We start from the raw sequence: 23,666 nt of genomic DNA, 5'->3' as shown, positions 1-23,666 counted from the left end.
GATTTATTTAATTTAATTTAATTACTCTAATTTACTAGCGTTTTTCTCTACCAATAATACGGGCGATAATGTTAAGCCCCAATACGGATAAAGTAATCAGTAACGCGCCAGCCCATGCAATCATATTTTGAGTATCATCAGGAGCCGCAGCAAATTGGTAAATAGTCATGGGTAAGTTCGCCATGGCGCTGCCCATATCCCAGCTAAAGAACCGGTTGTTTAACGCAGTGAATAATAACGGGGCGGTTTCACCAGTAATACGTGCAAACCCTAATAGAACACCAGTTATCAAGCCTGATTTGGCAGCTTGCATCGTCACTGATGTCACAACTTTCCATTTAGGCGCACCCAGCGCATACGAAGCTTCTCGTAACTGATTAGGGACTAGATTGAGCATCGTCTCGGTACTGCGAACCACTACGGGTATAATGATAAGCGATAGCGCGACAGCACCAGCCCACCCTGAGAACCCGCGATTACTGACCATCAATGTAAAAATAAATAAACCAATAACAATAGACGGTGCCGACAGTAGAATGTCGTTTAAAAAGCGCGTCGCTTTACCCAGCCAAGATCCTTGAGAGAACTCGGCCAAATAAACACCGGCTAACAAACCTACTGGCGCACCAATAAGCAATCCTGTACCTGCTATCATAAATGAACCAACAATAGCATTACGCAGCCCGCCTATGGTGTTTGGCGGCGGCGTATCGGCTGTGAAGATAGGCATCGTTAGCATGGCTTCCATACCTTTGCGTAGCAGATCAAACAGTATCCAGCCAAGCCATACTAACCCAAATGTCATCGCTAAGACGGCAAACACTAGCCCAATCACATTCAAAAATTTACGTTTTGTGTAGAGCGACTTATTCATTCGTTGCTCAAAGCTTTGTGATGGCCTTGAGTTGTTGTCTAATGTTGCACTGGAGTGTGATGTCATGTTGTGATCCTATCAATACCTGTCATACCAATTTGAATTTGTGTCACGCTTAGGTGACTAAATTTACTATAGTTAAAGACGTCTAAAATAATTAAAAGGCAACCGAGTGCAGGTACTACTCATATAGGCTTAGCAAGGATAACGCCGTAACCGTTTAGTTGTTCGCTGACTATAAGCTACTTTTCTATTTACACCACTTAAAATTAGTTACCCGCTCTCTTATCAATTCGTGACAACATAATTTTGGAGATGGATAAAACAACAAAGGTAATGACAAAAAGTATCAACCCTAAATGTAATAATGTAGCAACGTGCATTTCACTTGAGGCTTCTGCAAATTCATTTGCGATAGCAGAGGTTATGGTGACACCAGAACCGAAAAGGTTGGAGTTGATGTTGTAGGTATTACCTACTAAGAAGGTGACCGCCATGGTTTCGCCCAAAGCGCGACCCAGTCCTAAAATAACACCCCCGACCACACCAGCTTTAGTGTAAGGTAAGATTATTTTATACATAACCTCCCAAGTGGTTGCGCCCGCACCATATGCAGATTCTTTTAAAAGCTCTGGTACTACTGAAAAAACATCGCGCATCGTTGCCGCAATAAATGGAATAATCATAATGGCTAAGATAAGCGAGGCGGTGAAAACACCGATACCTAGTGGCGGGCCACCAAATAGGCTGCCTATCATTGGGATAGGCCCGAGATGCTCAATTAAAAAAGGTTGAACATACTTGGCAAATAAGGGCGCTAATACAAAAAAGCCCCACATGCCATAAATAATTGATGGGATACCTGCCAATAGCTCAATTGCCATACCTAAAGGTCTACGCAACACTACCGGACAAAGTTCAGTTAAGAAAATAGCAATACCAAAGCTTACGGGCACCGCAATTAAAATAGCAATAAAAGAGGTGACAATTGTGCCGTAAATTGGCGCTAATGCTCCGTATTCATCATTGACGGTACTCCAATCAGAGCTGGTATAAAACCCAAAACCAAACTCTTGAATACTCGGCCACGCACCTATAATCAACGATACGAGTATGCCGCCTAAAGATAACAGTACTAGCAAAGCGAACAATTTGGTCAAATTGACAAACAGAAAATCGTTTCTTTTTTGTTTTGCTAGCTGAGCGTGTAAGTCAGACATGGTGTCCCCAACGTATGGTTTTCTTTGGCTTAAAAAATCTTGGGCTAAAATCTTTTTCTTTATATAACTTTTGTTTTAAGTAATAAGGCAAGTAAATGAGAGGTCATTTACTTGCCAGTTGCCTTAAGTGTTCATTGACAGTGACAAGTCAATCTTGTTACTTAGCGGTATAAACAGGTTGACCATCAGCGCCAACCACTTTATTCCACTCATCTTTAAATAAAGCAACGGCTTCGTCTGGGAAAGGAACATAATCTAGGTCCAGCGCAGCTTGATCGCCTTCGTTATAAGCCCAGTTAAAGAAGTTTAATGCGCCAGCAACTTTCTCTGGATTTTCTGGGTTTTTGTGTACTAAGATAAAGGTGGCAGCAGCGATAGGCCATGCATCGGCAGTGTCTGAGTTTGCAATAACCTTGTAGAACCCTTCTGCTTGTGACCAATCAACGTTGCCAGAGGCCGCGAATGAGTCAGCTGATGGCTCAACACGATTACCAGCGGCGTTAACCATTGCTGTATGCGACATATTGTTTTGTTTGGCATAAGCATACTCAACATAACCGATTGAGTTAGGGGCTTGTTTTACCATACCCGCAACGCCTTCGTTACCTTTACCACCAACGCCTGTTCCAGTTTTATCCGTTGGCCATTCAACACTTTTATCAACACCCACATTAGCCCAGTCGCTCGATACTTCATTTAGGTAGTAAGTGAAGTTAAACGTCGTACCAGAACCATCTGAGCGGTGAACCGTCGTAATATTAGCATCAGGAAGCTCAACGCCCTCATTTAGGGCAGTAATCGCAGGATCATTCCACTTGGTAATTTTACCTAGATAAATATCAGCCAGAACTTCACCACTTAATACCAATTGACCAGGCTCGATACCTTCAACATTAACCACTGGTACTACGCCGCCGATAACGGTAGGGAACTGGATAAGACCCGCTTCATTCAAATCTTCTGGCTTAAGTGGTTTATCCGATGCGCCAAAATCAACCGTTTTTGCTTTGATTTGTTTGACACCACCAGATGAGCCGATAGAGTTATAATTAACTTGTCCTTTAGTAGCGCTTTGATAGTCAGCTGACCATTTTTGATAAATAGGTGCTGGGAATGAAGCGCCCGCGCCGCTGACATTCATTTCTACGCCTTCAATATCGGTATACTGATCTGTGCTAGTAGTCGTAGCTGGAGCTTCACCAGTAACAGGTGCTGTTGCTGCGGTGTCATCTGTGGTTGTAGCAGTGTCTTCTGTTTTTGTATCGCAAGCAGTTAAACTTAAAATACTGGCAACTGCTACAGCTAATAATGAATGGCGCATGGTCTCTCCTAAAGAGTTATGAGTTATAGCTATCAAATATTAATATTAGGAAGTTGACGGTTGTTATAATGTCGACTTCGTTATTGGAATGATGCTATTTTGCGCTTCAAATATGACAGTTTGATGAAATATTTAATTTTTGTATAAATATGTTAATCCAATAGTCTCATTAGCGTAGCCAGTTAAAGGACAGTTTTATGCGCTTAATAGTTTGGAAAAACTTCATTAAGACTTCATTAAATAGGTACGATGAAATTAAGAAATATACGAAAACCTTTAAATATAGATAACTCCTTATACTGTAAGCTTTCTTTACATTTAGTTAACGCTTTAGAAATATATTTAATACCTAACACCTGTATAATTCGTGCACATTAATTTGGTACGGCAAGTTTTTTAATTGTTGCAACTCGGCAAATATGCCTCATATAGTTGTATTCACGAAATTTGTAACATTCAGTTTATTACACCTCGTTTGTGACACCTAGTTTGTGAATAGTTCCAATCATTAAAATTATTACAGGTATGACCTATGAAAAAACTTTTTATGCCCTTTACGCTTCTGTTGACTATGTTGTTAGCAGTGCCCGCTCAAGCAGGCATGGCATCTTGGTATGGACCAGGTTTCCACGGCAAAAGAACGGCCTCAGGTGCTATATATAATATGTACGCTATGACTGCGGCCCATAAATCGCTACCTTTTGGCTCAAAAGTTAAAGTAACTAACCTTAAGAACAATAAGTCTGTCGTGGTTAAAATCAATGATCGTGGCCCATTTACGCCTGGCCGTGTTATCGACTTATCAAAAAAAGCGAATCAAGCGCTTAGCTGCAACTTATGTAAAGTAGATGTTGAAGTTATTAGTAAAGGCGATGGCAAATATCGCAGACAGTAAGTTTTGCATTTATTCACCATGCATCAATTCGATAAAGCGCCAACTTAGTTGGCGCTTTTTTATTGTCTTAAATGGTGCTGTTATTAGATTTTTAATTGACCCTGTTATTGATATCAAAGTTTGATAAGATAGCTATATCAATAATTGTAGACTCGGGGTGCAGACCTGTTGTTACTAATAATGGCCATTGACCATTAGGAATGACAATCAAGCGTTTGCTGAGACATCACCCGTTGAACCTGATGCGGTTAATACCGCCGTAGGAAAGTCATTGCAACTCCCCTATATATTATTTAACGACATAGTACATTACCGACTTTTCAATCATTCTAGCTTTTTAAGCTATATTTTGATTTCAATTATAATTGAGTAATAAATAGCCGGTTATTAAAACTACTTATTTTATAGTTATGCGCTTACTTTGTTATCGCTTAGCCTTTGTTTTACTCGCTAAGTCTGACTAGGTAAAAACGTCACTATAATTAACTAAAAATAGGTATTGCCTTAAAACTGAATTTACTTCATCTAAGGTCTGTTAATAATGAATAGGGTTTGAGCTGTCCTAATAGGCAGTCTCTGCACTCACTGAGTCTTTTTTACTTTCGGTTTTAGCTTTGATGTTAAAACCAGTGTTGACAGTTGCCATACGGCATTTGTAAAAAAGGACAGTTCCATGAATAATGCAGAAAATTTTATAAAAACCCCTGCCCACCGTAATACGAAAGACAAACTTTTTGATGAAGAAGCCCGCGATTTAACCCGTAGCCTGCCCGCATCAAAAAAAGTCTATATTGAAGGCTCTCGCCCTGACATCCAAGTTCCCATGCGTGAAATCACCTTGACTGATACCCCTACTGGTGGCTTTGGCCTTGAAAGTAGTGAAAAAAATCCGCCTTTTTATGTTTATGACACCTCTGGCGGCTATACCGATCCCAATGTTGATATTGATCTGACCAAAGGCTTGCCAAAGCTACGTGACAAATGGATTGAAGAGCGTGTCGATACCGAACGCCTAGCAGGTTTGTCTAGTAACTATGGCAAAGAGCGCGCCCGTGATATCAAAACTGCCAATATTCGTTTTGCCCATATTGATAAGCCGCGCCGTGCGAAGACTATCAATGGTAAGGCGGGCAATGTCACTCAAATGCATTATGCACGCCGCGGTATAATCACCCCTGAAATGGAATATATTGCTATTCGTGAAACCCAAATGCAGCATAAGTTAACCGACATGCGTCAACATGATGGGGATAGCTTTGGTGCCAATACGCCTAAGATTATCACGCCAGAGTTTGTGCGTGATGAAGTGGCAGCTGGTCGTGCCATTATTCCGAACAACATCAACCACCCTGAGTCAGAGCCGATGATCATTGGGCGTAATTTCTTAGTGAAGATTAACGCCAACATTGGTAACTCAGCACTCGGCTCAAACATTGATGAGGAAGTCTCCAAAATGACGTGGGCCACACGCTGGGGGGCGGACACCATCATGGATTTATCTACGGGTAAAAACATCCACGAAACCCGTGAATGGATAATCCGTAACTCCCCTGTGCCTATCGGTACAGTCCCTATTTATCAGGCGCTTGAAAAAGTGGACGGCGTGGCTGAAGATTTAACTTGGGAAATATTCCGTGATACGTTAATCGAACAAGCTGAACAGGGCGTGGACTACTTTACGATCCATGCGGGCGTGTTACTGCGTTATGTGCCTTTAACGGCTAAGCGCTTAACCGGTATCGTCTCACGTGGTGGGTCTATCATGGCACAGTGGTGTCTAGCACATCATAAAGAAAGCTTCTTATATACCCACTTCGAAGATATCTGTGAAATCATGAAACAGTATGATGTGGCGTTTAGCTTAGGCGATGGTTTGCGCCCGGGTTGTATCCAAGATGCCAACGATGAGGCGCAGTTTGGCGAGCTACAGACACTTGGCGAGTTGACTCAAGTGGCGTGGAAACACGACGTTCAAGTGATGATTGAAGGGCCGGGTCACGTTGCCATGAACCGTATTAAGGAAAACATGGATCTACAACTTGAAATGTGCCACGAAGCGCCTTTTTACACGCTTGGTCCATTGACTACCGATATTGCCCCCGGTTACGACCATATCACTAGTGCTATCGGCGCTGCGATGATTGGGTGGTTCGGTACGGCAATGCTGTGTTATGTGACCCCAAAAGAGCATCTGGGCTTACCGAATAAAAAAGATGTTAAAGACGGTATTATCACTTATAAGATCGCTGCCCATGCTGCCGACCTTGCCAAAGGTCATCCTGGCGCGCAGGCACGTGATAATGCGCTGTCAAAAGCGCGATTTGAGTTCCGCTGGGACGATCAATTTAATCTTGCATTAGACCCAGATACTGCTCGTGAATTCCACGATGAAACCCTACCAAAAGATGCGCATAAATCTGCTCATTTTTGCTCTATGTGTGGACCTAAATTCTGCTCTATGAAAATCACTCAAAATGTGCGTGAGTATGCCGCTGGTTTAGACCTACCTAATAGTGAGGTTGCCATTACGCCCAGTTCAGGTGAATTGAGCGATGATGCTCATTTAATTAAAAAAGTAGAAACTGAGCTTGTCGGTCAGGTGGGAGAAGCTAGCTTTGATGAGGTGCAAAAGGGTATGCAGGAAATGAGTGAAAAGTATAATAGTGAGGGGCGTAAGCTTTATAAGGAGGTTTAGTCCTCTCAATTGCAACGCACAAAAAAAGCTTGAACCTTTATACAAGGTTCAAGCTTTTTGCTGTTAAATGTAGTTTAAAAATTATCTAACATGCATTTAATCAATCGAAGATTAACTGATTTGCAGTTATACCTTTGAAGCGGTATAGATTTTATCGATTGATGCATCAATGGTCGCTGAGAACTCTTCGTCAGTCTGGCTTTTAGATAAGCCCTCAGTAAATGCACGCGAGAAGCTGGCGATCATACCTGGGTTTTGTTTCAAACGCTCACACGACTCATCACGACTATAGCCACCCGATAGAGCCACTACTTTTAACACTTTTGGATGATCAATAAGTTCTTTATAAAACCCTGACTCTTCAGGAAGGGTGAGCTTTAACATTACCTGGTGATCATCATCTAAACGATCAAGATTACGTAAAATCTCGTCTTTTAACAGTACTTCAGATTCGTGCTTTTCTTTACTTTCAATATTTACCTCAGGCTCTACGATCGGCATAAAACCTTCAGATAAAATCTGCTTAGCCACATCGAACTGCTGCTGTACTACTTTTTCGATACCGTGCTGTGCCGCCTCATGGATTACAGAACGCATTTTAGTACCAAATATAGGATAGTTTTTAGCCTTTTGTAGTAATGCATTTAAGTTTGGCATTGGCTTCATGACTTGAACACCATCCATTTGCTCTGCCAGACCTTTATCTACCTTCAAGAAAGGAACAATGTTTTTATCTTCCCAAAGGTAATTAGCAGTTGGCTTACCATTTACTTCACGATCCATAGTATCTTCGAACAAGATAGCACCTAATACGCGGCCACTGTCAAAGCAGTCGCAAGTCATGATGCGGGTACGCATCTCATGAACTTTAGTGAACATTTCATCATCATTTTCATATTCGCTTTCTTCTACGCCATACATGCGTAGTGCCTTGGGCGTACTACCACCGCTTTGATCTAAGGCAGCGATAAAGCCTTCGTCATTTCTAATACGTTCTAGCTGTTGTTGATAGCTCATTATTTTTTTCCTATTGCAGTTTATGAATTTATATTGGCAATTAGATGATGCTTAAAATTTTGTCTTAAAGTTAACATACACCAGAAACTAATTCCGTTATTAGATTGTTTAAGGTATGTTGAATAAGGGCGCCTACCTTATTAATAATACAAGGTAACATTATAATAAAATCTAATCATGAATTAATACGCTTTTATTTACTGAGAGTATATTCGTAACAATCGCTGTTATAAAGTACTTGAATGGTTACTACGCCTTGTTGAGGGAATTATGCTTTGAGATAATCGTCATGTTATTGCTATTTTAAGTTATTGCTTTTTTAAATTATTATTTTTTTAATTTGAAATCTTTAAATAGGAAGGAATTTATGAAAACTTTAAATGCTTTAGGAATTTCTGGTGCAGTTGCCATCGCTATTTTGGCTACAGGGTGTCAAAACACAACTGGTATGACTCATAACGATGTCAAACCGACGATAAACACTTATCAAATCACCAATCAAGCATTGCAAGCTAATAATTGGCGATTGATAGATGCAAAAGATGCTAACGGACAATCAGTTAACGCCTTGTTTATGAACCCAAATAAACCCTTAACCTTAAGCTTTAATACTATTGAGGGTACGAACATGGTTAATCTGATGAATACCTGTAACACCATATCAGCACCCTATACCATAGTAGATGGTCAAGTTAAATTAGGGGCGATGATGAGTACGATGAAAGCTTGTCCAACTGCTGAAGCTAAATTCGACTCAGCTGCCGTGGCGTCTGTTATAGGTAAATATACCTTGAGCAAAGCGGGTAATAATAACCCAGTGCTGGTAGTCACCAATGATAACCAAGTAGCACACTTTAAAGCAGTAACTAAAGCTAATTAGTGATTTATATTTAACCTATAAGTTTACAAAAAGTCGCCTAAATGGCGACTTTTTTTGACGTTAAAAATTAAAGGGCTGTCCTAAAATAAGAAATTCACCTCTAATTAAAGTACTAATAGCAGTATCAAGTTTTAAATAAACTACTTTTTACACTTCTCAAAACACTGACAATTTCTAATATAATAGTGAATTATATTCATTATATGCGTTTTATAAAATTTTGAGCATACTTTATATTATTGATTATCTTTCGTTTTGATAGCGAGTTACTTAAATAGCTAATATCTAAAAATTAAGAATAAATTTATTTAAGATATTAACTTATATCAACTTTTTAGCTATTGTTTATTTACTATGCCTCATCTACTATCAGCCTCCTCGACCACTATCATTTGATAAAAGTGAATTATATTCATCTTATGTTTAAATAGTATCGTTTTTATTCGCATCAAAGCTTGAGTATGATTCATCACATACAGACTTTTGGTTTGATTTAAAAATAAATGTTGAGGGTAATCCGATGAGCAAGCAGTTTACATATTCTATTTCAAAGATTCGCTTCGATGAGAACTATAAGCCAGCAGACAGTACTCGTCTGACCACAAACTTTGCAAATTTAGCGCGCGGTGAAAGCCGTGAAGAAAACTTACGTAAAACACTAACGATGATTAATAACCGCTTTAACGCATTAGCAAATTGGGACAACCCGACTGCTGATCGCTACTCTGTTGAAGTCGATATTATCTCAGCAGATTTAGATGTCGAAGGTAATGGCAACACCTTCCCTGCGATTGAGATACTCCAAACAACAGTGGTTGACCACAAGGAGAATAAACGAATTGCTGGTATCGTCGGCAACAGCTTCTCGTCGTATGTACGCGATTACGACTTTAGCGTGGTGTTACTCAATCACTTTGATAAAAACCCATCTACGCCACCCCCAGAGAGCTTTGGGAAGTTACATGGCAAACTGTTCAAACATTTATTAGATTCAGAAGCATACAAAGCTAATTTTAATAAACAGCCTGTTATTTGCTTAAGTGTATCGACCAGCAAAACCTATCATCGCACGAACAACCAGCATCCTGTATTAGGAGTGGAATACAGACAAGATGAATACTCACTGACTGATGAATACTTCCATAAGATGGGGCTCAGAGTACGCTACTTTAAGCCTAGAGGCAGTGTGGCACCATTGGCATTTTATTTCTCAGGCGATTTATTAGGCGACTATACTGACATAGAACTCATCAGTGCCATTAGCACCATGGAGACCTTCCAAAAGATTTATCGCCCTGAGATTTATAATGCCAACTCAGCGGCAGGTCATGTCTATCAGCCAAGCTTAGATTATCAAGATTATTCGCTGACCCAAATTGTCTATGACCGTGAAGAGCGTAGTCAAATGGCCGTCAAACAAGGTAAATTTACGGAAGAGACATTCATTAAGCCTTATGAAAACATCCTTAATGAATGGGCGGCGCGCATAGATGCCCTTAATAGTGCTAATAGTAAACCCGCCAAAAATGAAACGCACAATAAAAACGTTGCTTAATCAACAAGCGATAACTTGCGTACAAAACACTTAAATACTATAGATGTAATAATACAAATTAGATAAGAGAAATTGATTACCATGACACTATTACTCCCAACCTCAACTGCAGGCAGCTTACCAAAACCATCATGGTTAGCGGAACCAGAGAAATTATGGTCCCCTTGGAAACTTGAAGGCGATACACTTATTGAGGCTAAGCAAGACGCACTGCGGATTTCATTGCAAGAACAAGCAAATGCAGGCATTGATATCGTCAGCGATGGTGAACAGACTCGCCAGCATTTTGTTACCACTTTTATAGAGCACCTAGATGGCGTTGATTTTGAAAAGCGCGAAACCGTCAAAATTCGTGACCGTTATGAGGCCAGCGTACCTTCTGTAGTTGGTGCAGTGAGTCGCAAGCAGCCAGTATTTGTTGACGATGCTGCTTTTTTGCGCGCACAAACGGATCAACCGATTAAATGGGCGCTACCTGGTCCCATGACCATGGTTGATACGTTATATGATGGTCATTACAAAAGCCGTGAAAAGCTGGCTTGGGAATTTGCCAAAATACTAAACCAAGAAGCCAAAGATTTAGAAGCGGCTGGTGTCGATATTATTCAATTCGATGAGCCTGCATTTAATGTATTTTTTGATGAAGTCAGTGACTGGGGGATTGCCGCATTAGAGCGTGCAGTTGAGGGTTTAAAATGTGAGACAGCCGTGCATATTTGTTATGGTTACGGTATCAAAGCTAATACTGACTGGAAAAAGACACTGGGTTCAGAGTGGCGTCAATATGAAGAAATATTCCCTAAGATTCAGCAGTCGCGGATAGATATTGTATCGCTTGAATGTATAAATTCGCGCGTCCCCATGGACTTAATTGAATTAATACGTGGCAAAAAAGTGATGGTTGGTGCTATTGATGTGGCGACCAATACGGTCGAAACCCCAGAAGCGGTCGCTGATGTGTTACGTAGGTCATTACAATTTGTTGATGCCGATAAGCTGTATCCTTCAACTAACTGTGGTATGACGCCACTGTCTCGCCAAGTAGCTAGAGATAAGCTTACTGCATTAAGTGCTGGTGCCCAAATTATCCGTCATGAACTAACAGCCTAATACTATTTTGTACTAATAGTTGACCTCATACTAAACTACTATAGTATTAAGCCCTAACTACCTTTTATGGTAGTGCTTGTTAATATGGTGCCTAAGTATTATGGAGGCAAAGTATTACGGTGCTAAGTTATTAGGGTGCTAAGGATTATTACAATTTTTAAGCATTGTGAGTCACTATAGCAGTATTGAAAGATTTTAAATTTAGGATATATGCTATGATTGAAGCTACCGACTTTAGAGAGGGAATGTCTTTATTAGCCTCAGCGGTGAATGTGGTAACTACCCAAGGCTCGACTGGTCGTCATGGTTTTACGGCATCTGCTGTCTGTAGTGTGACAGATACGCCCCCAACTTTGCTGGTCTGTATGAACAGGTCAACCCGCTCACATAATAGCTTTGTTAATAATAAAGTGTTAAGTGTTAATGTGCTCGGCGCGCATCAACAACTTATTTCTAACGCATTTGCCTCATCTCTAGACTCAGAGCAGCGTTTTACACATGGGAATTGGACCACGCTTAAAACAGGCTCTCCTGTATTAGAGGATGCACTCGTAAGCTTTGATTGTGAAATTGATGCGGTTCATGAGGTGGGTACACATAGTGTCTTTATGTGCCATGTTGTCGCTATAAACACAAATAATAAAGGCAGTACAGATCTACAAGACCAGTCTGATGAAAGTCTAATTTATTTTAACCGTGCCTATCATAATGTATGCCAAACTTATAAACCGTAAACGTCGGCTTTCGATACGCTTTATGACACATCATACGCTGTGACGAACAAACAGATAAAACTGTTTGAGATAACACTATATTGGAGTTTGAGATAACACTATTTTAGATAAAAGCTATCTAAGACTTTTAATAGTAACCATCACTTAGCTAAGGCTAACTAATTAAGAAGATACTAACTCGTGGAATTAATTGTTTTTTTAATCATTGGTGCTTTGGCAGGATTTGCCGCAGGGCTGTTTGGCGTAGGCGGTGGCACAATTATCGTCCCGCTATTATTTATTGTCTTCACCCAGATGGATTATCCTGCTGATTCAATTATGCACTTGGCACTTGGCACATCACTTGCGACTATTATCGTAACGTCGATTAGTTCATTAACAGCACACAATAAAAAAGGCTCAGTAATATGGCCTGTATTTAAAAATCTCGCGCCTGGTATGGCGCTGGGCTGTTTTTTTGGTGCAGGCATAGCAGGACTAATATCAGGGATCCACTTGCAAATTATTGTTGGTATCTTTTTACTATGGGTTGCTTATCGCATGTTTAGTAAAGCCAAAAAGCAGGCTATACCTAGCCAAAACCAAGTAAATATGACTTCATTAAATACCATTAGCACGGAGTCTACTAGTGTAGCTTTACCTTCGACGCCTAACCAACTAACCGCAGGTGGCGTCATCGGTATTGCTTCTGCCATTTTTGGTATTGGCGGTGGCAGCTTAACCGTTCCCTATCTCACTCATTATGGCGTTGTGATGCAAAAGGCTGTTGGCACCTCTGCCGCCTGTGGCCTACCAATTGCCATTGCTGGTGCATTAGGTTTTATGTTCTTTGGGATGCAGCATCAACTTGATGTACCTAATACCATTGGCTTTGTGCATATCTATGCGTTTTTAGGTATTGCTAGTATGAGCTTTTTTACAGCGAAGCTGGGCGCAAAGGTAGCCCATATTTTATCTCCCGCACTATTAAAACAGTGCTTTGCGATATTGCTCACCGTTGTTGGCTGTTATTTTCTTTATAAAGGACTACGTTAGATATATTTAAAGTACCACATGTGATGCTAGAGGACTACTGGCTTTTTAAGCTCTACCACTAAGAGCACTCAATCAGCTATCAGCACTTAGTTATGCACGATTATATAAAAGTAGACTCTCATAAACACAAAAGGTCGCTGTTGGTTATACACCTACAGCGACCTTTTTTTGTATTAGTATGTATTGTCAGCGAGTAATAAAGTATCATACTAGAATCAAGCTAAACACTTGATTTTATTACTGCACGTTTTAGGAAAAAATTAATAAAGTATCATACTGAACAGTGCCATTCACATGATGCTGTAACATTTCGGAGTAATAAAGTATCATACTAAATTTTCGTTCTGTGAATGAATAGACTAAGTGGATTTATTATATTAGAAAGCTATATCAATCAAGACTTATATCAAATTCAGATAAGAGAATAAATAAACCTTTATCACATCTTATAACTAAAAAAGTAGTATCATAATCATGACAAGTCAAGTCAATATAATCATTTGATGCAACAAACACTTCATTTACACCAATCACCCTATGAAAACCCTAAAAAAAGCAATCTTCAACCCATTTGAGCATAACTTAGATAAAGAATTATTCCTACCTGTTGTCAAAAATGCGGTAGGTTACGACTGTATGATAGGCTACTTTAACAGCTCTTCTTTTCGAGCAATTGCCCAATCCCTTCTATATTACCTACAATCAGATGTTAGGCATCGAATGCGTTTGATTGTCAGTCCGAATTTATCAAAAGAAGATATCACGACCCTTATCGGCTTGTACGAGGGTAAAATAAATCATAAGGATTTGAATGGGTTTATTCTAAATCAAGATAATCTTACTCAATCCACTTTTCAAGCTCTAGCTTATCTGATTAATTTAGACAAAATTGAACTTAAAATAGCCTTGCCAACGTCGGGGCTGTTTCATGTTAAGTGCTGGTTGATACCACAGACTAATGGTAGTGAGACTATAGTGCAAGGGTCGAGCAATCATACTGAAAGTGGCTTAGTGATAAACTTTGAGTACTTAAGCATTGACTCTACCTTATGGGGAGAAAAGTCATTAAAAATCTGTCAAAAACTACGACATGACTTTGATTTATTATGGGAAAACAATTATCCAGACGTTATTTGTGGTAACTTAAGCTTAGAGGTTTTACGAGCGTTACTACTTCAGTTTCAATCTACTCAAGTCTCTAGTAACCATACCAAGCAGTACTTGACGAACAAGCTACGGCAAGCGCTTCAACAGCAACAGGACTCCGACGCTATGAAACTGAGGAGTTTATTGTAAACCTAAAGAGCCTTTTAACAGATTCTAAATCAAGCATAATCTCGGTTTCAATCGATTTGATAAAGTTGGGTCGGTTTCCACACCTGTATAACTTGGCTATAATCTAGACTTTCTATACTAAAGTTTTATCCACAATATCCACAAATAGCACTATATTACTTTTAAAACAAATTTAAAGGTATTCTTTCGTTAGTATCAATTAGGTTGTTATTATGCAGTACAATTACTTTACAATACCTTTAGGATAGTAATCTACTACAATCTAGGTTTTGTCGAGATGATTTGAATTACTAACGGTTAAATCAACTTTATTGAACAAACTAAATTACTAGCTCTCCAATATAAATACGGTATATTTAATCAAAACTGAAAAGATTTTAAATTTATGGATATTCACCCTACCGTTCTATTAAAAAATTTCTCTAGGATTGATTGCTATCAATTCTACGACAATGCTACTAAAGAGATTATTGAGGAGCTTGAAAGTAAAAAAGTAAAAATAGACCATCATGCCCTCATTTTGACTCGTATTGATGAGATATTAGCTGAAAACTCAAATAGGCGTAGTAAATTCGTCAAACTACTCATCGATAAGCAATCACATGACGTATTAAATTATTTAATAGACTTTTCGAATATTCAACTTGATGGTGGAAATAAATTTGATTCCGCTACTCGTTACTTCCAAAAGAATATAGTTGAGCTTAGTCGACACTTGGGTTTTTACTCATCAACAGAAGATTTGACTAAAAACTCTAATTTTGTCGAAGTTCAACGTATTAGACCTAACTATTCTGTACGAGAATATCAAAGAAAATGTACTGCATCATTATGGCAACTTTACCATAATGATGCTCATAGCGCCTTACTTCACCTACCTACAGGCGCTGGCAAAACTAGAACCGCCATCAACTTTATCTGCGAATATTTAAGATACAATCCCAGTAAAACCGTAGTTTGGTTTGCAGATACAATCGAACTGTGCGAACAAGCTCGTAATGAATTCAATGAGGCATGGTCTTTTCTGGGTAACAGAAATCTTACAAGCTTCGCTTTCTATGGTAACTCCGAATTATCATTAAGTGGCATTAACGAAGGTTTCATAGTTGCAGGTTTACAAAAATTTCGCTCTCAAGAAAACTCCGATAAGATAGGCATTGAGTATATTCTTGATGCTTTCAAAAGAAATGTTGGGTTAATAGTGTTTGATGAGGCTCATAAAGCTCTAGCTTCTACATACAAAGAAGTCATATTAGATATCATTAGTAAAACAAATTCTGAGTGTTTTTTGGTAGGTCTAAGTGCAACTCCTGGTAGAAAAACATACTTTAATAGTGAAGACGATGATGAAAATCAGCAACTTAGCGAACTATTCGAAAATAATAAAGTAACGCCAAAAATTCCAGGCTATGTATCAATTATTGAGTATCTAATTGAGCAAAAATTCTTATCAAACTACTCGATATTACCTATTGACTATGATAATAGCGAAACTAAGTTCGTGATGCATGCAGACTATGATCATGACAGTAAGCTTATGAATTACCTAGCTGATAGCGATATTCGAAATCAGCAAATTGTGAATACTGTAGTTAAAGAAATCATGTCTGTGCATCCCGAATTCGAAAAAAGACCTGACGCTTTAAATCAGGGTATTGTCTTTGCTTTAAATGTCAATCATGCAAAGCGTTTGGAAATTCTACTAAACAATGCAGGAGTAAAATCAAAGGTCATTGTAGGAGATACAAACTCATATCAACGTAGCGTTGCCATACAACGTTATAAAAATCAAGAGATTCGAGTATTGATTAACTATGGTGTGCTTACTGCTGGTTTCGATGCACCTTGTACTAACTCCGTGTTTATTACTAGACCTACCTCTTCATTAATTCAATACCTACAAATGGCTGGACGGGCGATGCGCGGACCTAAAAGTGGTGGCAGTAAAAATTGCAAAATATATACTGTTAAAGATAATGATGCGCAATTTAATGATATGTACAACGCTTTTAAACATTGGGATACTAGCTGGGAACCGAAATTATAAGGAATCAAAATGACTATCGAAAAACATCCATATGTAAGACCTTCTCAAGTGATTGAGTCTATGCGAGATAATGGCTATAAAAATACTGCTTATGCTTTAGCTGAACTTATTGACAACAGTATTCAAGCAGGTGCTAAGACGGTAAGGTTTGTCTGCTTTGAAAAATATAATAAAATAAATGGCTCTAATCGAAGACGTATCGAAAAGATTGCTATACTGGATGACGGTTACGGGATGGATGTAGAGACTCTATATATGGCGTTAGAATTTGGCGCTTCAAAAAACAAAAACGATTCCGAAGGAATGGGTAAATTTGGCATGGGTTTGCCCAACTCTAGTATTTCTCAATGCAAACGTACAGACGTATGGAGCTGGAAAGAAGATTCTAAAATAAATCATACTTATTTAGATGTAGAAGAAATTAGAAGTGGTGAACAAGAGGACATACCATACCCTAAAAGAAAAGCTTTAGATACCATATTAAGTGATGCATATAAAGGTGCTTTACCTAAAAAAGGAACAGTTGTTGTATGGTCTGAACTTGATAGGCTGCATTGGAAAACTTCGTCCGCATTATTGAAACACACTGAAAAATTAATCGGTCGTATGTATCGTTATATGTTATCGAACAAAAATTCAGACGATAAAGTTCGAATAGTATTTGAAAACAGACTTTTTAATGATGAAACCCATAACTATGATATTGAAAATACCATTAGTTTTAGACCGAATGACCCGCTTTATTTAATGCAAAATACTGTGGTTGAGGAGATGAAAGATTTCCCGAAAGACTTCGAAAACCACTCTTTATTTGATACACATGAAGACGGTAAAACTAATAAAAGAACGATAACGTTATCTGATGGAACAACTGGGTATTATTCAATTAGAACATCTTCAATCAAGAAACCTTTTGCCGATAAGTTAAGAGAGAATATAGAAGGGAAAATTGGTAGTACTTACGTTGGTAGACAGCTGGCTTCAAATATAGGGTTATCAATTGTACGTGCAGGTCGTGAGTTAGACCTTAAAAGAGATTTCAAGATTAAAGACCAATACTATAAAGATAGATATATTGGTGTTGAAATTGAGTTTTCACCTAGTCTTGATAATTTCTTTGGAGTAACGAATAATAAGCAAACAGCCACAAAAATTCAGTCCGTTAATCTTGCTGAAATCGCATTACAAGAAGATGTTGATGAGGCAGGCGTAATAGAAACAATTAAAGAAACTGACCCTGACTATGCTGCATTATTAGAATGTTTAACAGAGATAGAAACCGCTTTTGACAACGTTTTCACTGAATTGAAAAACAAAAACATATCTTATGGTCAAGATAAAAGTAGTACAACATCTAAAAGTGAAGATACAGCAAGTTCACTTGCTACTAAGACAGAACAACAGAGAGCAAACGAACATCCTGCCTTAGGTGATGAGGACCAGCCAAGCCCTGAAGAAATTAAAGAAGCGCTCAGAAATAAAAATTATAATGAGACCGAATTACATACGCTTATTAATGATGTTATTGATAATGAAATAAGTGTTAAGTTTGATGAGAGAGAAGGTCCTCAGACCATGCTTTTTGATATATCTATAATTCAAGGACTCACATTAATACAGATTAATACTGAACATAACTTTTATCGTAACTATTTATCAAAAGCTACCGAACGTGACCAAATGTTATTAAAACTTTGTTTAGCCGCTTGGGGTCGGATGGAAAAAGAAGCTGCTACTGAGAATGTTCGCAGAAGATATGAATTTTCTCGTGAGCAATGGGGAGTCATTTTGGATGGATATTTAAATGACGAAGAAGATTATTAGCCAAAATAGTAATATTAATCTGAATAGTACCGACAATGTGTCTGAGGTATTAAAAGATTACATAAGTAACTCTCAGAGTATTTGTTTAATTAGTGCTTTCTTAACCAAATCAGTGCTACAACTATTTGAAGAGTCCGATTACAATAAAGACCTTAGCATATATGTTAGATGCCGGCCATCTGACTGTATTAATAAAAGTTGTGATCTTGAAGTCCTAGAGCTTTTAACTTCAAAGGGAGTTAAATGTTATGCTGATTATAAGCTTCATGCTAAGTTGTATATTTTTGACTCCTATCAAGCAGTTATTGGTAGTTCTAATTTAACAGCTAACGGATTAGGGTTTTCCAATTTTCCTAACTTCGAGCTTAACTACAATTTTGAACTATCCGATAACGACCTCATAAAAGTGAAAGATTACCTTAAAAGTTGCACTCAAATTAGCGTTGAAGATATCAAAAAGATGCAAGAAGAACTATCTAATATTGATTCTACCTCCAAGTCCAAAGCTCAAGAGGAATGGTCATCAGTTAACTTATTCTCAAAAAAAGAGTTAATTGGATTATTTACTGAGGACTTTCCGAGGTGCAACCCCTTTAAGTTGTCAGACTATAGTGAAGAAGATATATTACATGACGAAGTAATTTTTGGTAGTAATTTTTCTGATAGTATTAAGTTTGAACGCTCCAATATATTTAAATTTATTTATCGTTTTTTAAATGCTCAAGATAGTCAGTCTGCAAGCTTTGGAGCGATTACTGCTTACATACATAACCATATTCTAGATGATTTCTCTCCACGTAGAAGCGAATTGAAGAAATATATTCAAAACTTCATATCGTATTTGAATTACTACCAATCTAATAGTATTAAGGTAAGAAATCAAAGAAACCGTCAAATTCTGAATAGTTTCTAATTCATTTTAAGCCTACTTATGACACATTACACAAACCTTACCCTGACCATAGATATCATCCATATCTAACTCAGGTTCTCCATCTGGGCGAAGCGGATTTACTTTGATCCGCTTTTTCATTTTAGCAACTTTCTTTTCATGCTCTGCCTTAATCTCAGTAATGCGTTCAGGTCGGCTTAATTCTTCTAATGATTCACGCTCAGACCAAGTGAAGGGAGATTGGTTAGCCAATGCTTCTTTCTCATAATCCATAGCTTCTTTAAACGCCTTCGGATGGCGCTCTAAAAGTCCTACCCATTCAATCTTACGCTGAAAAAAGCAAAACGTACAACCACTACGAGTACGCCACTCATAATAAGAGGGCAAACCAACGCCAGAGTTCTCTAAAATATCCATCACACCAGGCTTATCGATACCGTCTTCTCGAAATGGGAGTTTAATGACCAACTTTTCATCATTAGAGTCATAGCCAGTTCGATACGGTTCATCAGCACGTATCGCCACATAAGAATAAACCTCATAGCCTTCATCTAAAAATCCCTGTACCCAATCTTGAAATGGCTTTAATTTCATTTTGATGGTACACCAGCGAGCTTGAGGCGATGGCAAATAGTCATTGTGTTGCGTAAGCCAAAAGTCAAAATCTCTATCAGGATTGATGTGCTGAACAGGCTTGCCTAAATAGCCTTCAAGATAAGACAGATACTCATAAACCTCATCAAGCTCTTTACCAGTATCGGTAAAGAAGTATTCAATATCAAGTTCAGGATAGTTGTCACGCATATAGATGGCGAGTGCAGCGCTGTCTTTACCCCCTGATATACCCAGAACGTGCTTGATTTTAGACATTATAATACTCCAGCTTTGGATAGTTCATCATCATGTAAGCTTTCAAGCAGTTTAGCAATGACTGCAACTCTGTCGTTAGTATCAAACTGCTCATCTTCAAGTAGTAATATTTTTAGCTGATCTACTTTAGTTCTAACAGACTCTGCGTTCTTAGATGTAATATGCGCCTCTTTCACGAAACTGGCTGTTGCTTTAGGAGATTTAGTTATCAGACCAATCTTCTGCCTGTCAGGACTAGCATCAATTTCAGCATTTACTTCAGCTTCTAAAAACTGAAGTCCGTAAGTGGCAATTTTCTGTTGTGCTTTGACAATATCTTGGTCAATCCATTTTTTAGAAGGCTTATTTCCTGCTAGTAAGCTAATCAAGCCTTCCGCATCATTCATAGAACCATTGTATTTAACCAATCGTGCGATAAAAGAGTCTAAAAGATAATCACCTGACTTACCAAACAAAGCCTCTGCGCGTTTGTTAATCTCCGCATAAGGGTTCACGCCATCATCGTTAACTTTTAGATAATCATAAAGCTTAGAATTTATATCCGTTACTAAATCAGGGTATACTTTATCCATCTCCTGTAACCCTTCTATAATTTTTCTAACTTTCTCTTCATCATTATCATTAGCGTTAAAAAATTTCGGCAAATCGTCAAATAGCAATTGGTTAGGGTCATTTGCCTGTTTTAACAAATTACGTAATTGCTTAGTTTTAGGTTCTAATAAATTTGTACGATGCACCCATGGATGCATGGTAAAAAACACACTTATTAACGCCTGAGCGATGGGTAATGGCTCGTCCTCAATCTCTATATTTAAACGAGCACCAAATTCATTTTGCAACGCCTCTCTTAACACATGAATCCATGACTGTGTACCCTCTAAAAAGGACACTTCTCTGACGCCTATGTCATTAGGGACTTTAATAAGGTATTCGGCTAAAAGATATTGTACTGATGGCTTATATTCTTCATTAATATAATTAGCCAAATCACTATGGCGTGACATTATATAAGCAATGTATAGAATCTCATGCAGTCCTGCTTTTACGCCATAAGGAGGTGCTTCCCACGCCTTATATATTTCTTTAGCAGTGACTAAACCGCCCTCACTTTTAGCAATAATCTCGTCAGCTCGTTCCCAAATAGCTTTTAGCTGAGTTGAGGTAGGTCTGACTATAGTATAGTTACCATCTGCGTCGGCTATATGTAATCCATTTTTAACAATGACAGATTCATAAATCCCTTTTTCGGGTGGAAACTTCTCCATCCCAAGACTTGGCTCATCACTTCGCTCAATCATGCGTTTTAGCAGTTCACGTATTGCCCCCTTTGCACTGGGTGAAGGCTTATTACGGTTAACGAGCTCATTATTACAGACAAAAGACTTATCTATAAACTCGTCCGCAACCGTTGAGGCAAGTGCTGACAACTTAAAGCGATTCAACTTTTCGCCTGTTTTTCGCAGATATTTACTGTACCAAATTGAGGTATTAAGACTTTTATCCAGCAAGTTGTTTAACGCATCTTCGATATCAACCAAACGCCCTTCTGTTTCTTGACGGGCTATTTTATCGTTGAGTAATTTATCCTCATTTTTTAAGATATTACTAAGGGCAATTTTGTCCTTGAGCATATCGATGATGATCGCATGACTGTCTAGCGTAGCGATTACCAAATTATTAAAGTTGCCAGAGCTGGCTACCTTTTTAATCAATGTTTTTGCCAGTGACGTTTCTTCTTTGTTTATTGGAATCAATAAGCAGAAGTATCCTACCCTTGAGGCATCAATGGCATTTTGTAGGCTAGTGAGGGCGCTTTCCGATTTTTCATTTACTGGTAATAGCCTCACCTCCATCCAACGTAAGCTACCCTTTTCCTGATAGTGTCTTTTTGCGACGATGGGCTCAAACTGCTCTAATTCGGCAAAGGGTAGCTCATTAAGGTCTTGTATTTGCGCTTGCACCGCCTCATTGACATTAAAGTCACTCCCTTCGCTGAATACATACGACTGCTTCGACTTTTTATAAAATATTATAGAAGCAGACTCTAGTGCCTCAATCAGTGTATTTAATTTTTTATCGTCCACATCTAACAATGCTTGCAATAAATCAGAATCTGCATGTACGCCAGTACCATCGCCAAATATACTAATGAGTGACACTATTTTAATAAGCTTAACCGCTATATCGTCTTCAAGACCCTCATAACGATTGACTGCCGATTGGGCAAGTAGCCATTGTTTACTGTATTCAGAAGCAATAATGGTACTGTTAAGGTTGCTATCGAGATAATCCCAAAACTGATGCGGATTAAATAATCTTAATTCATTGAGCGTTGTGTTTTTTAAATAATGCCCAAATCCGTTTGGTTCAGCAGACATTAAAAATGAGAAAATACTACGCTGATTTTGACCGAAATTCTTTTGTGACAATTTACATAATAAAATAGTCACGAGCGGATGTAGTGGAAAGGTATTACTTAAAAGCTCTGTCAAACTGTCGCTGTCTGTTTGACGGGTTTGCGCCACATTAGTCACAACCGTGTTCACTTGACGGTCAAAATTTATATCATTTTTACAGGTCGATAATCTCTCGCTATCTACTTTAATGACTTGACCAATAAGATAAATCTGCTCCTCGACAGACAAAGTTAAAGCAAAGTCTACAAAACGTCCCTGAATCTTCATCCATTCGCTGTGCGTCTTTGCTGTGGCTTGACGAGCGTAAGCGGTAAAGGACTGATGGAGCATACCAATCAATAGCATACGACCATTGGTTCGATTGACGTGCTCTGCCAATTGTTGTAGAAAATAAATATCATCTGGGCGATGGCTTTTAGCCGCACCATCGAACACTTTGCCAAGCTCATCAATAAATATAATTAGACAGTCATTATCGCCTACGCTATTATCTAATGTATTAATAATTTCTTTTACACTGGCTTTATCGTCTAAATCCAAAGCCTCTCGAAACAATTGCTCAGGCGCTATCGCTTGACCTGTTATATTAATAATCTTCCAGCTATAAGCATTTGCATCAAAGTGATTCGTAATTACCGATTTGTTTTTTTTGCTTAATTTAGAAGTTGCTAATTTTACAATCTTCTTGTCACTACTCACAATACCTTGCAAAAAAAGCGCTAGACTTGATTTTCCAGAGCCAAAAGGTCCTGTCCATGTAAATGCACCTTGACCTCTCTCAATATTATTAATTAAGTTAATTAGGATTTGCTCATACGAGGCGGTACAATAAAAGTTGCTAATCGCTACTTCATCATTGCTGTCTGCATTTATATTTACCGAGCGCTGAAAATAAGGGTTGCGTTCTATATGGTTGATTAAATAATTATCTTTAGTAGTATTCATAACGTTTAAAACTCTAATTGGGGACATTAACAATGATGA

The 23,666-nt window shown here is 38.4% G+C and carries 17 protein-coding genes and 1 riboswitch; of the genes, 11 read left to right on the top strand and 6 right to left on the bottom strand.

Annotation, left to right across the window (positions count from 1 at the left end; genetic code table 11):
* Window positions 1–34: 34 nt before the first annotated feature.
* The 3 genes from pstA to pstS form a co-directional block, all read right to left on the bottom strand.
* Window positions 35–940 carry a phosphate ABC transporter permease PstA gene (gene pstA, locus AC2SLP_RS06010; protein ID WP_486535766.1) on the bottom strand — a complete coding sequence of 302 codons (906 nt, stop codon included), beginning with the start codon at window positions 938–940 and terminating at the stop codon, window positions 35–37.
* 203 nt (window positions 941–1,143) lie between these two features.
* Window positions 1,144–2,094, bottom strand: coding sequence for a phosphate ABC transporter permease subunit PstC (pstC, locus tag AC2SLP_RS06005; RefSeq protein ID WP_486535764.1), 951 nt, complete (start codon window positions 2,092–2,094; stop codon window positions 1,144–1,146).
* A gap of 157 nt (window positions 2,095–2,251) precedes the next feature.
* The gene (pstS, locus tag AC2SLP_RS06000; RefSeq protein ID WP_486535762.1) at window positions 2,252–3,415 is read right to left on the bottom strand and encodes a phosphate ABC transporter substrate-binding protein PstS; all 1,164 of its coding nucleotides are present in this window, start codon (window positions 3,413–3,415) and stop codon (window positions 2,252–2,254) included.
* A 532-nt stretch (window positions 3,416–3,947) separates the two neighbouring features.
* Here pstS and AC2SLP_RS05995 point away from each other — a divergent pair.
* Together AC2SLP_RS05995 and thiC are read left to right on the top strand one after the other, a co-directional pair.
* Entirely contained in the window at window positions 3,948–4,310 is a 363-nt protein-coding gene (locus AC2SLP_RS05995) for a septal ring lytic transglycosylase RlpA family protein (protein ID WP_486535760.1), read from the top strand.
* Window positions 4,311–4,453: 143 nt separating this feature from the next.
* A riboswitch (TPP riboswitch) is annotated at window positions 4,454–4,593 on the top strand.
* A gap of 390 nt (window positions 4,594–4,983) precedes the next feature.
* Window positions 4,984–7,005, top strand: coding sequence for a phosphomethylpyrimidine synthase ThiC (gene thiC / locus AC2SLP_RS05990; protein WP_486535758.1), 2,022 nt, complete (start codon window positions 4,984–4,986; stop codon window positions 7,003–7,005).
* A gap of 126 nt (window positions 7,006–7,131) precedes the next feature.
* Here the strand turns inward: thiC and AC2SLP_RS05985 are convergent, their stop codons facing one another.
* Window positions 7,132–8,022, bottom strand: a complete 891-nt coding sequence (locus tag AC2SLP_RS05985; protein WP_486535756.1) for a fructose bisphosphate aldolase — start codon at window positions 8,020–8,022, stop codon at window positions 7,132–7,134.
* Between the two features lie 367 nt (window positions 8,023–8,389).
* Here AC2SLP_RS05985 and AC2SLP_RS05980 point away from each other — a divergent pair, with 367 nt between their 5' ends.
* The 9 genes from AC2SLP_RS05980 (at window position 8,390) to AC2SLP_RS05940 (ending at window position 19,416) form a co-directional block, all read left to right on the top strand.
* The gene (locus AC2SLP_RS05980; protein ID WP_486535754.1) at window positions 8,390–8,902 is read left to right on the top strand and encodes an META domain-containing protein; all 513 of its coding nucleotides are present in this window, start codon (window positions 8,390–8,392) and stop codon (window positions 8,900–8,902) included.
* Between the two features lie 520 nt (window positions 8,903–9,422).
* Window positions 9,423–10,457 carry a DUF1852 domain-containing protein gene (locus AC2SLP_RS05975; RefSeq protein WP_486535752.1) on the top strand — a complete coding sequence of 345 codons (1,035 nt, stop codon included), beginning with the start codon at window positions 9,423–9,425 and terminating at the stop codon, window positions 10,455–10,457.
* Between the two features lie 81 nt (window positions 10,458–10,538).
* Window positions 10,539–11,567, top strand: a complete 1,029-nt coding sequence (locus AC2SLP_RS05970) for a methionine synthase (RefSeq protein ID WP_486535750.1) — start codon at window positions 10,539–10,541, stop codon at window positions 11,565–11,567.
* Window positions 11,568–11,782: 215 nt separating this feature from the next.
* Window positions 11,783–12,301: a flavin reductase gene (locus AC2SLP_RS05965; RefSeq protein WP_486535749.1), complete on the top strand. Its 519-nt coding sequence runs from the start codon at window positions 11,783–11,785 to the stop codon at window positions 12,299–12,301.
* Between the two features lie 180 nt (window positions 12,302–12,481).
* Window positions 12,482–13,336 carry a sulfite exporter TauE/SafE family protein gene (locus AC2SLP_RS05960; RefSeq protein WP_486535747.1) on the top strand — a complete coding sequence of 285 codons (855 nt, stop codon included), beginning with the start codon at window positions 12,482–12,484 and terminating at the stop codon, window positions 13,334–13,336.
* Window positions 13,337–13,873: 537 nt separating this feature from the next.
* The gene (locus AC2SLP_RS05955; RefSeq protein ID WP_486535745.1) at window positions 13,874–14,632 is read left to right on the top strand and encodes a phospholipase D-like domain-containing protein; all 759 of its coding nucleotides are present in this window, start codon (window positions 13,874–13,876) and stop codon (window positions 14,630–14,632) included.
* Between the two features lie 385 nt (window positions 14,633–15,017).
* Window positions 15,018–16,679: a DEAD/DEAH box helicase gene (locus AC2SLP_RS05950; RefSeq protein WP_486535743.1), complete on the top strand. Its 1,662-nt coding sequence runs from the start codon at window positions 15,018–15,020 to the stop codon at window positions 16,677–16,679.
* Between the two features lie 9 nt (window positions 16,680–16,688).
* Window positions 16,689–18,503 (top strand): ATP-binding protein, encoded by a 1,815-nt coding sequence (locus AC2SLP_RS05945; protein WP_486535741.1) that lies wholly within the window; start codon window positions 16,689–16,691, stop codon window positions 18,501–18,503.
* Entirely contained in the window at window positions 18,484–19,416 is a 933-nt protein-coding gene (locus tag AC2SLP_RS05940) for a phospholipase D family protein (RefSeq protein ID WP_486535740.1), read from the top strand. Before AC2SLP_RS05945 ends, AC2SLP_RS05940 begins: the two co-directional genes overlap by 20 nt.
* A gap of 12 nt (window positions 19,417–19,428) precedes the next feature.
* Here the strand turns inward: AC2SLP_RS05940 and AC2SLP_RS05935 are convergent, their stop codons facing one another.
* Together AC2SLP_RS05935 and AC2SLP_RS05930 are read right to left on the bottom strand one after the other, a co-directional pair.
* Window positions 19,429–20,265, bottom strand: coding sequence for a phosphoadenosine phosphosulfate reductase domain-containing protein (locus AC2SLP_RS05935; RefSeq protein WP_486535738.1), 837 nt, complete (start codon window positions 20,263–20,265; stop codon window positions 19,429–19,431).
* Window positions 20,265–23,627 carry a hypothetical protein gene (locus AC2SLP_RS05930; protein WP_486535736.1) on the bottom strand — a complete coding sequence of 1,121 codons (3,363 nt, stop codon included), beginning with the start codon at window positions 23,625–23,627 and terminating at the stop codon, window positions 20,265–20,267. Before AC2SLP_RS05930 ends, AC2SLP_RS05935 begins: the two co-directional genes overlap by 1 nt.
* Between the last annotated feature and the right edge of the window lie 39 nt (window positions 23,628–23,666).

The organism is Psychrobacter sp. CX21 (assembly GCF_057396255.1).
This window is presented reverse-complemented; position numbering and strand designations above follow the sequence as displayed.

Coding starts and splice junctions, on each gene's coding strand:
- pstA (WP_486535766.1), bottom strand. CDS start 940: ATGACATCACACTCCAGTGCAACATTAGACAACAACTCAAGGCCATCA.
- pstC (WP_486535764.1), bottom strand. CDS start 2,094: ATGTCTGACTTACACGCTCAGCTAGCAAAACAAAAAAGAAACGATTTT.
- pstS (WP_486535762.1), bottom strand. CDS start 3,415: ATGCGCCATTCATTATTAGCTGTAGCAGTTGCCAGTATTTTAAGTTTA.
- AC2SLP_RS05995 (WP_486535760.1), top strand. CDS start 3,948: ATGAAAAAACTTTTTATGCCCTTTACGCTTCTGTTGACTATGTTGTTA.
- thiC (WP_486535758.1), top strand. CDS start 4,984: ATGAATAATGCAGAAAATTTTATAAAAACCCCTGCCCACCGTAATACG.
- AC2SLP_RS05985 (WP_486535756.1), bottom strand. CDS start 8,022: ATGAGCTATCAACAACAGCTAGAACGTATTAGAAATGACGAAGGCTTT.
- AC2SLP_RS05980 (WP_486535754.1), top strand. CDS start 8,390: ATGAAAACTTTAAATGCTTTAGGAATTTCTGGTGCAGTTGCCATCGCT.
- AC2SLP_RS05975 (WP_486535752.1), top strand. CDS start 9,423: ATGAGCAAGCAGTTTACATATTCTATTTCAAAGATTCGCTTCGATGAG.
- AC2SLP_RS05970 (WP_486535750.1), top strand. CDS start 10,539: ATGACACTATTACTCCCAACCTCAACTGCAGGCAGCTTACCAAAACCA.
- AC2SLP_RS05965 (WP_486535749.1), top strand. CDS start 11,783: ATGATTGAAGCTACCGACTTTAGAGAGGGAATGTCTTTATTAGCCTCA.
- AC2SLP_RS05955 (WP_486535745.1), top strand. CDS start 13,874: ATGAAAACCCTAAAAAAAGCAATCTTCAACCCATTTGAGCATAACTTA.
- AC2SLP_RS05950 (WP_486535743.1), top strand. CDS start 15,018: ATGGATATTCACCCTACCGTTCTATTAAAAAATTTCTCTAGGATTGAT.
- AC2SLP_RS05945 (WP_486535741.1), top strand. CDS start 16,689: ATGACTATCGAAAAACATCCATATGTAAGACCTTCTCAAGTGATTGAG.
- AC2SLP_RS05940 (WP_486535740.1), top strand. CDS start 18,484: ATGACGAAGAAGATTATTAGCCAAAATAGTAATATTAATCTGAATAGT.
- AC2SLP_RS05935 (WP_486535738.1), bottom strand. CDS start 20,265: ATGTCTAAAATCAAGCACGTTCTGGGTATATCAGGGGGTAAAGACAGC.
- AC2SLP_RS05930 (WP_486535736.1), bottom strand. CDS start 23,627: ATGAATACTACTAAAGATAATTATTTAATCAACCATATAGAACGCAAC.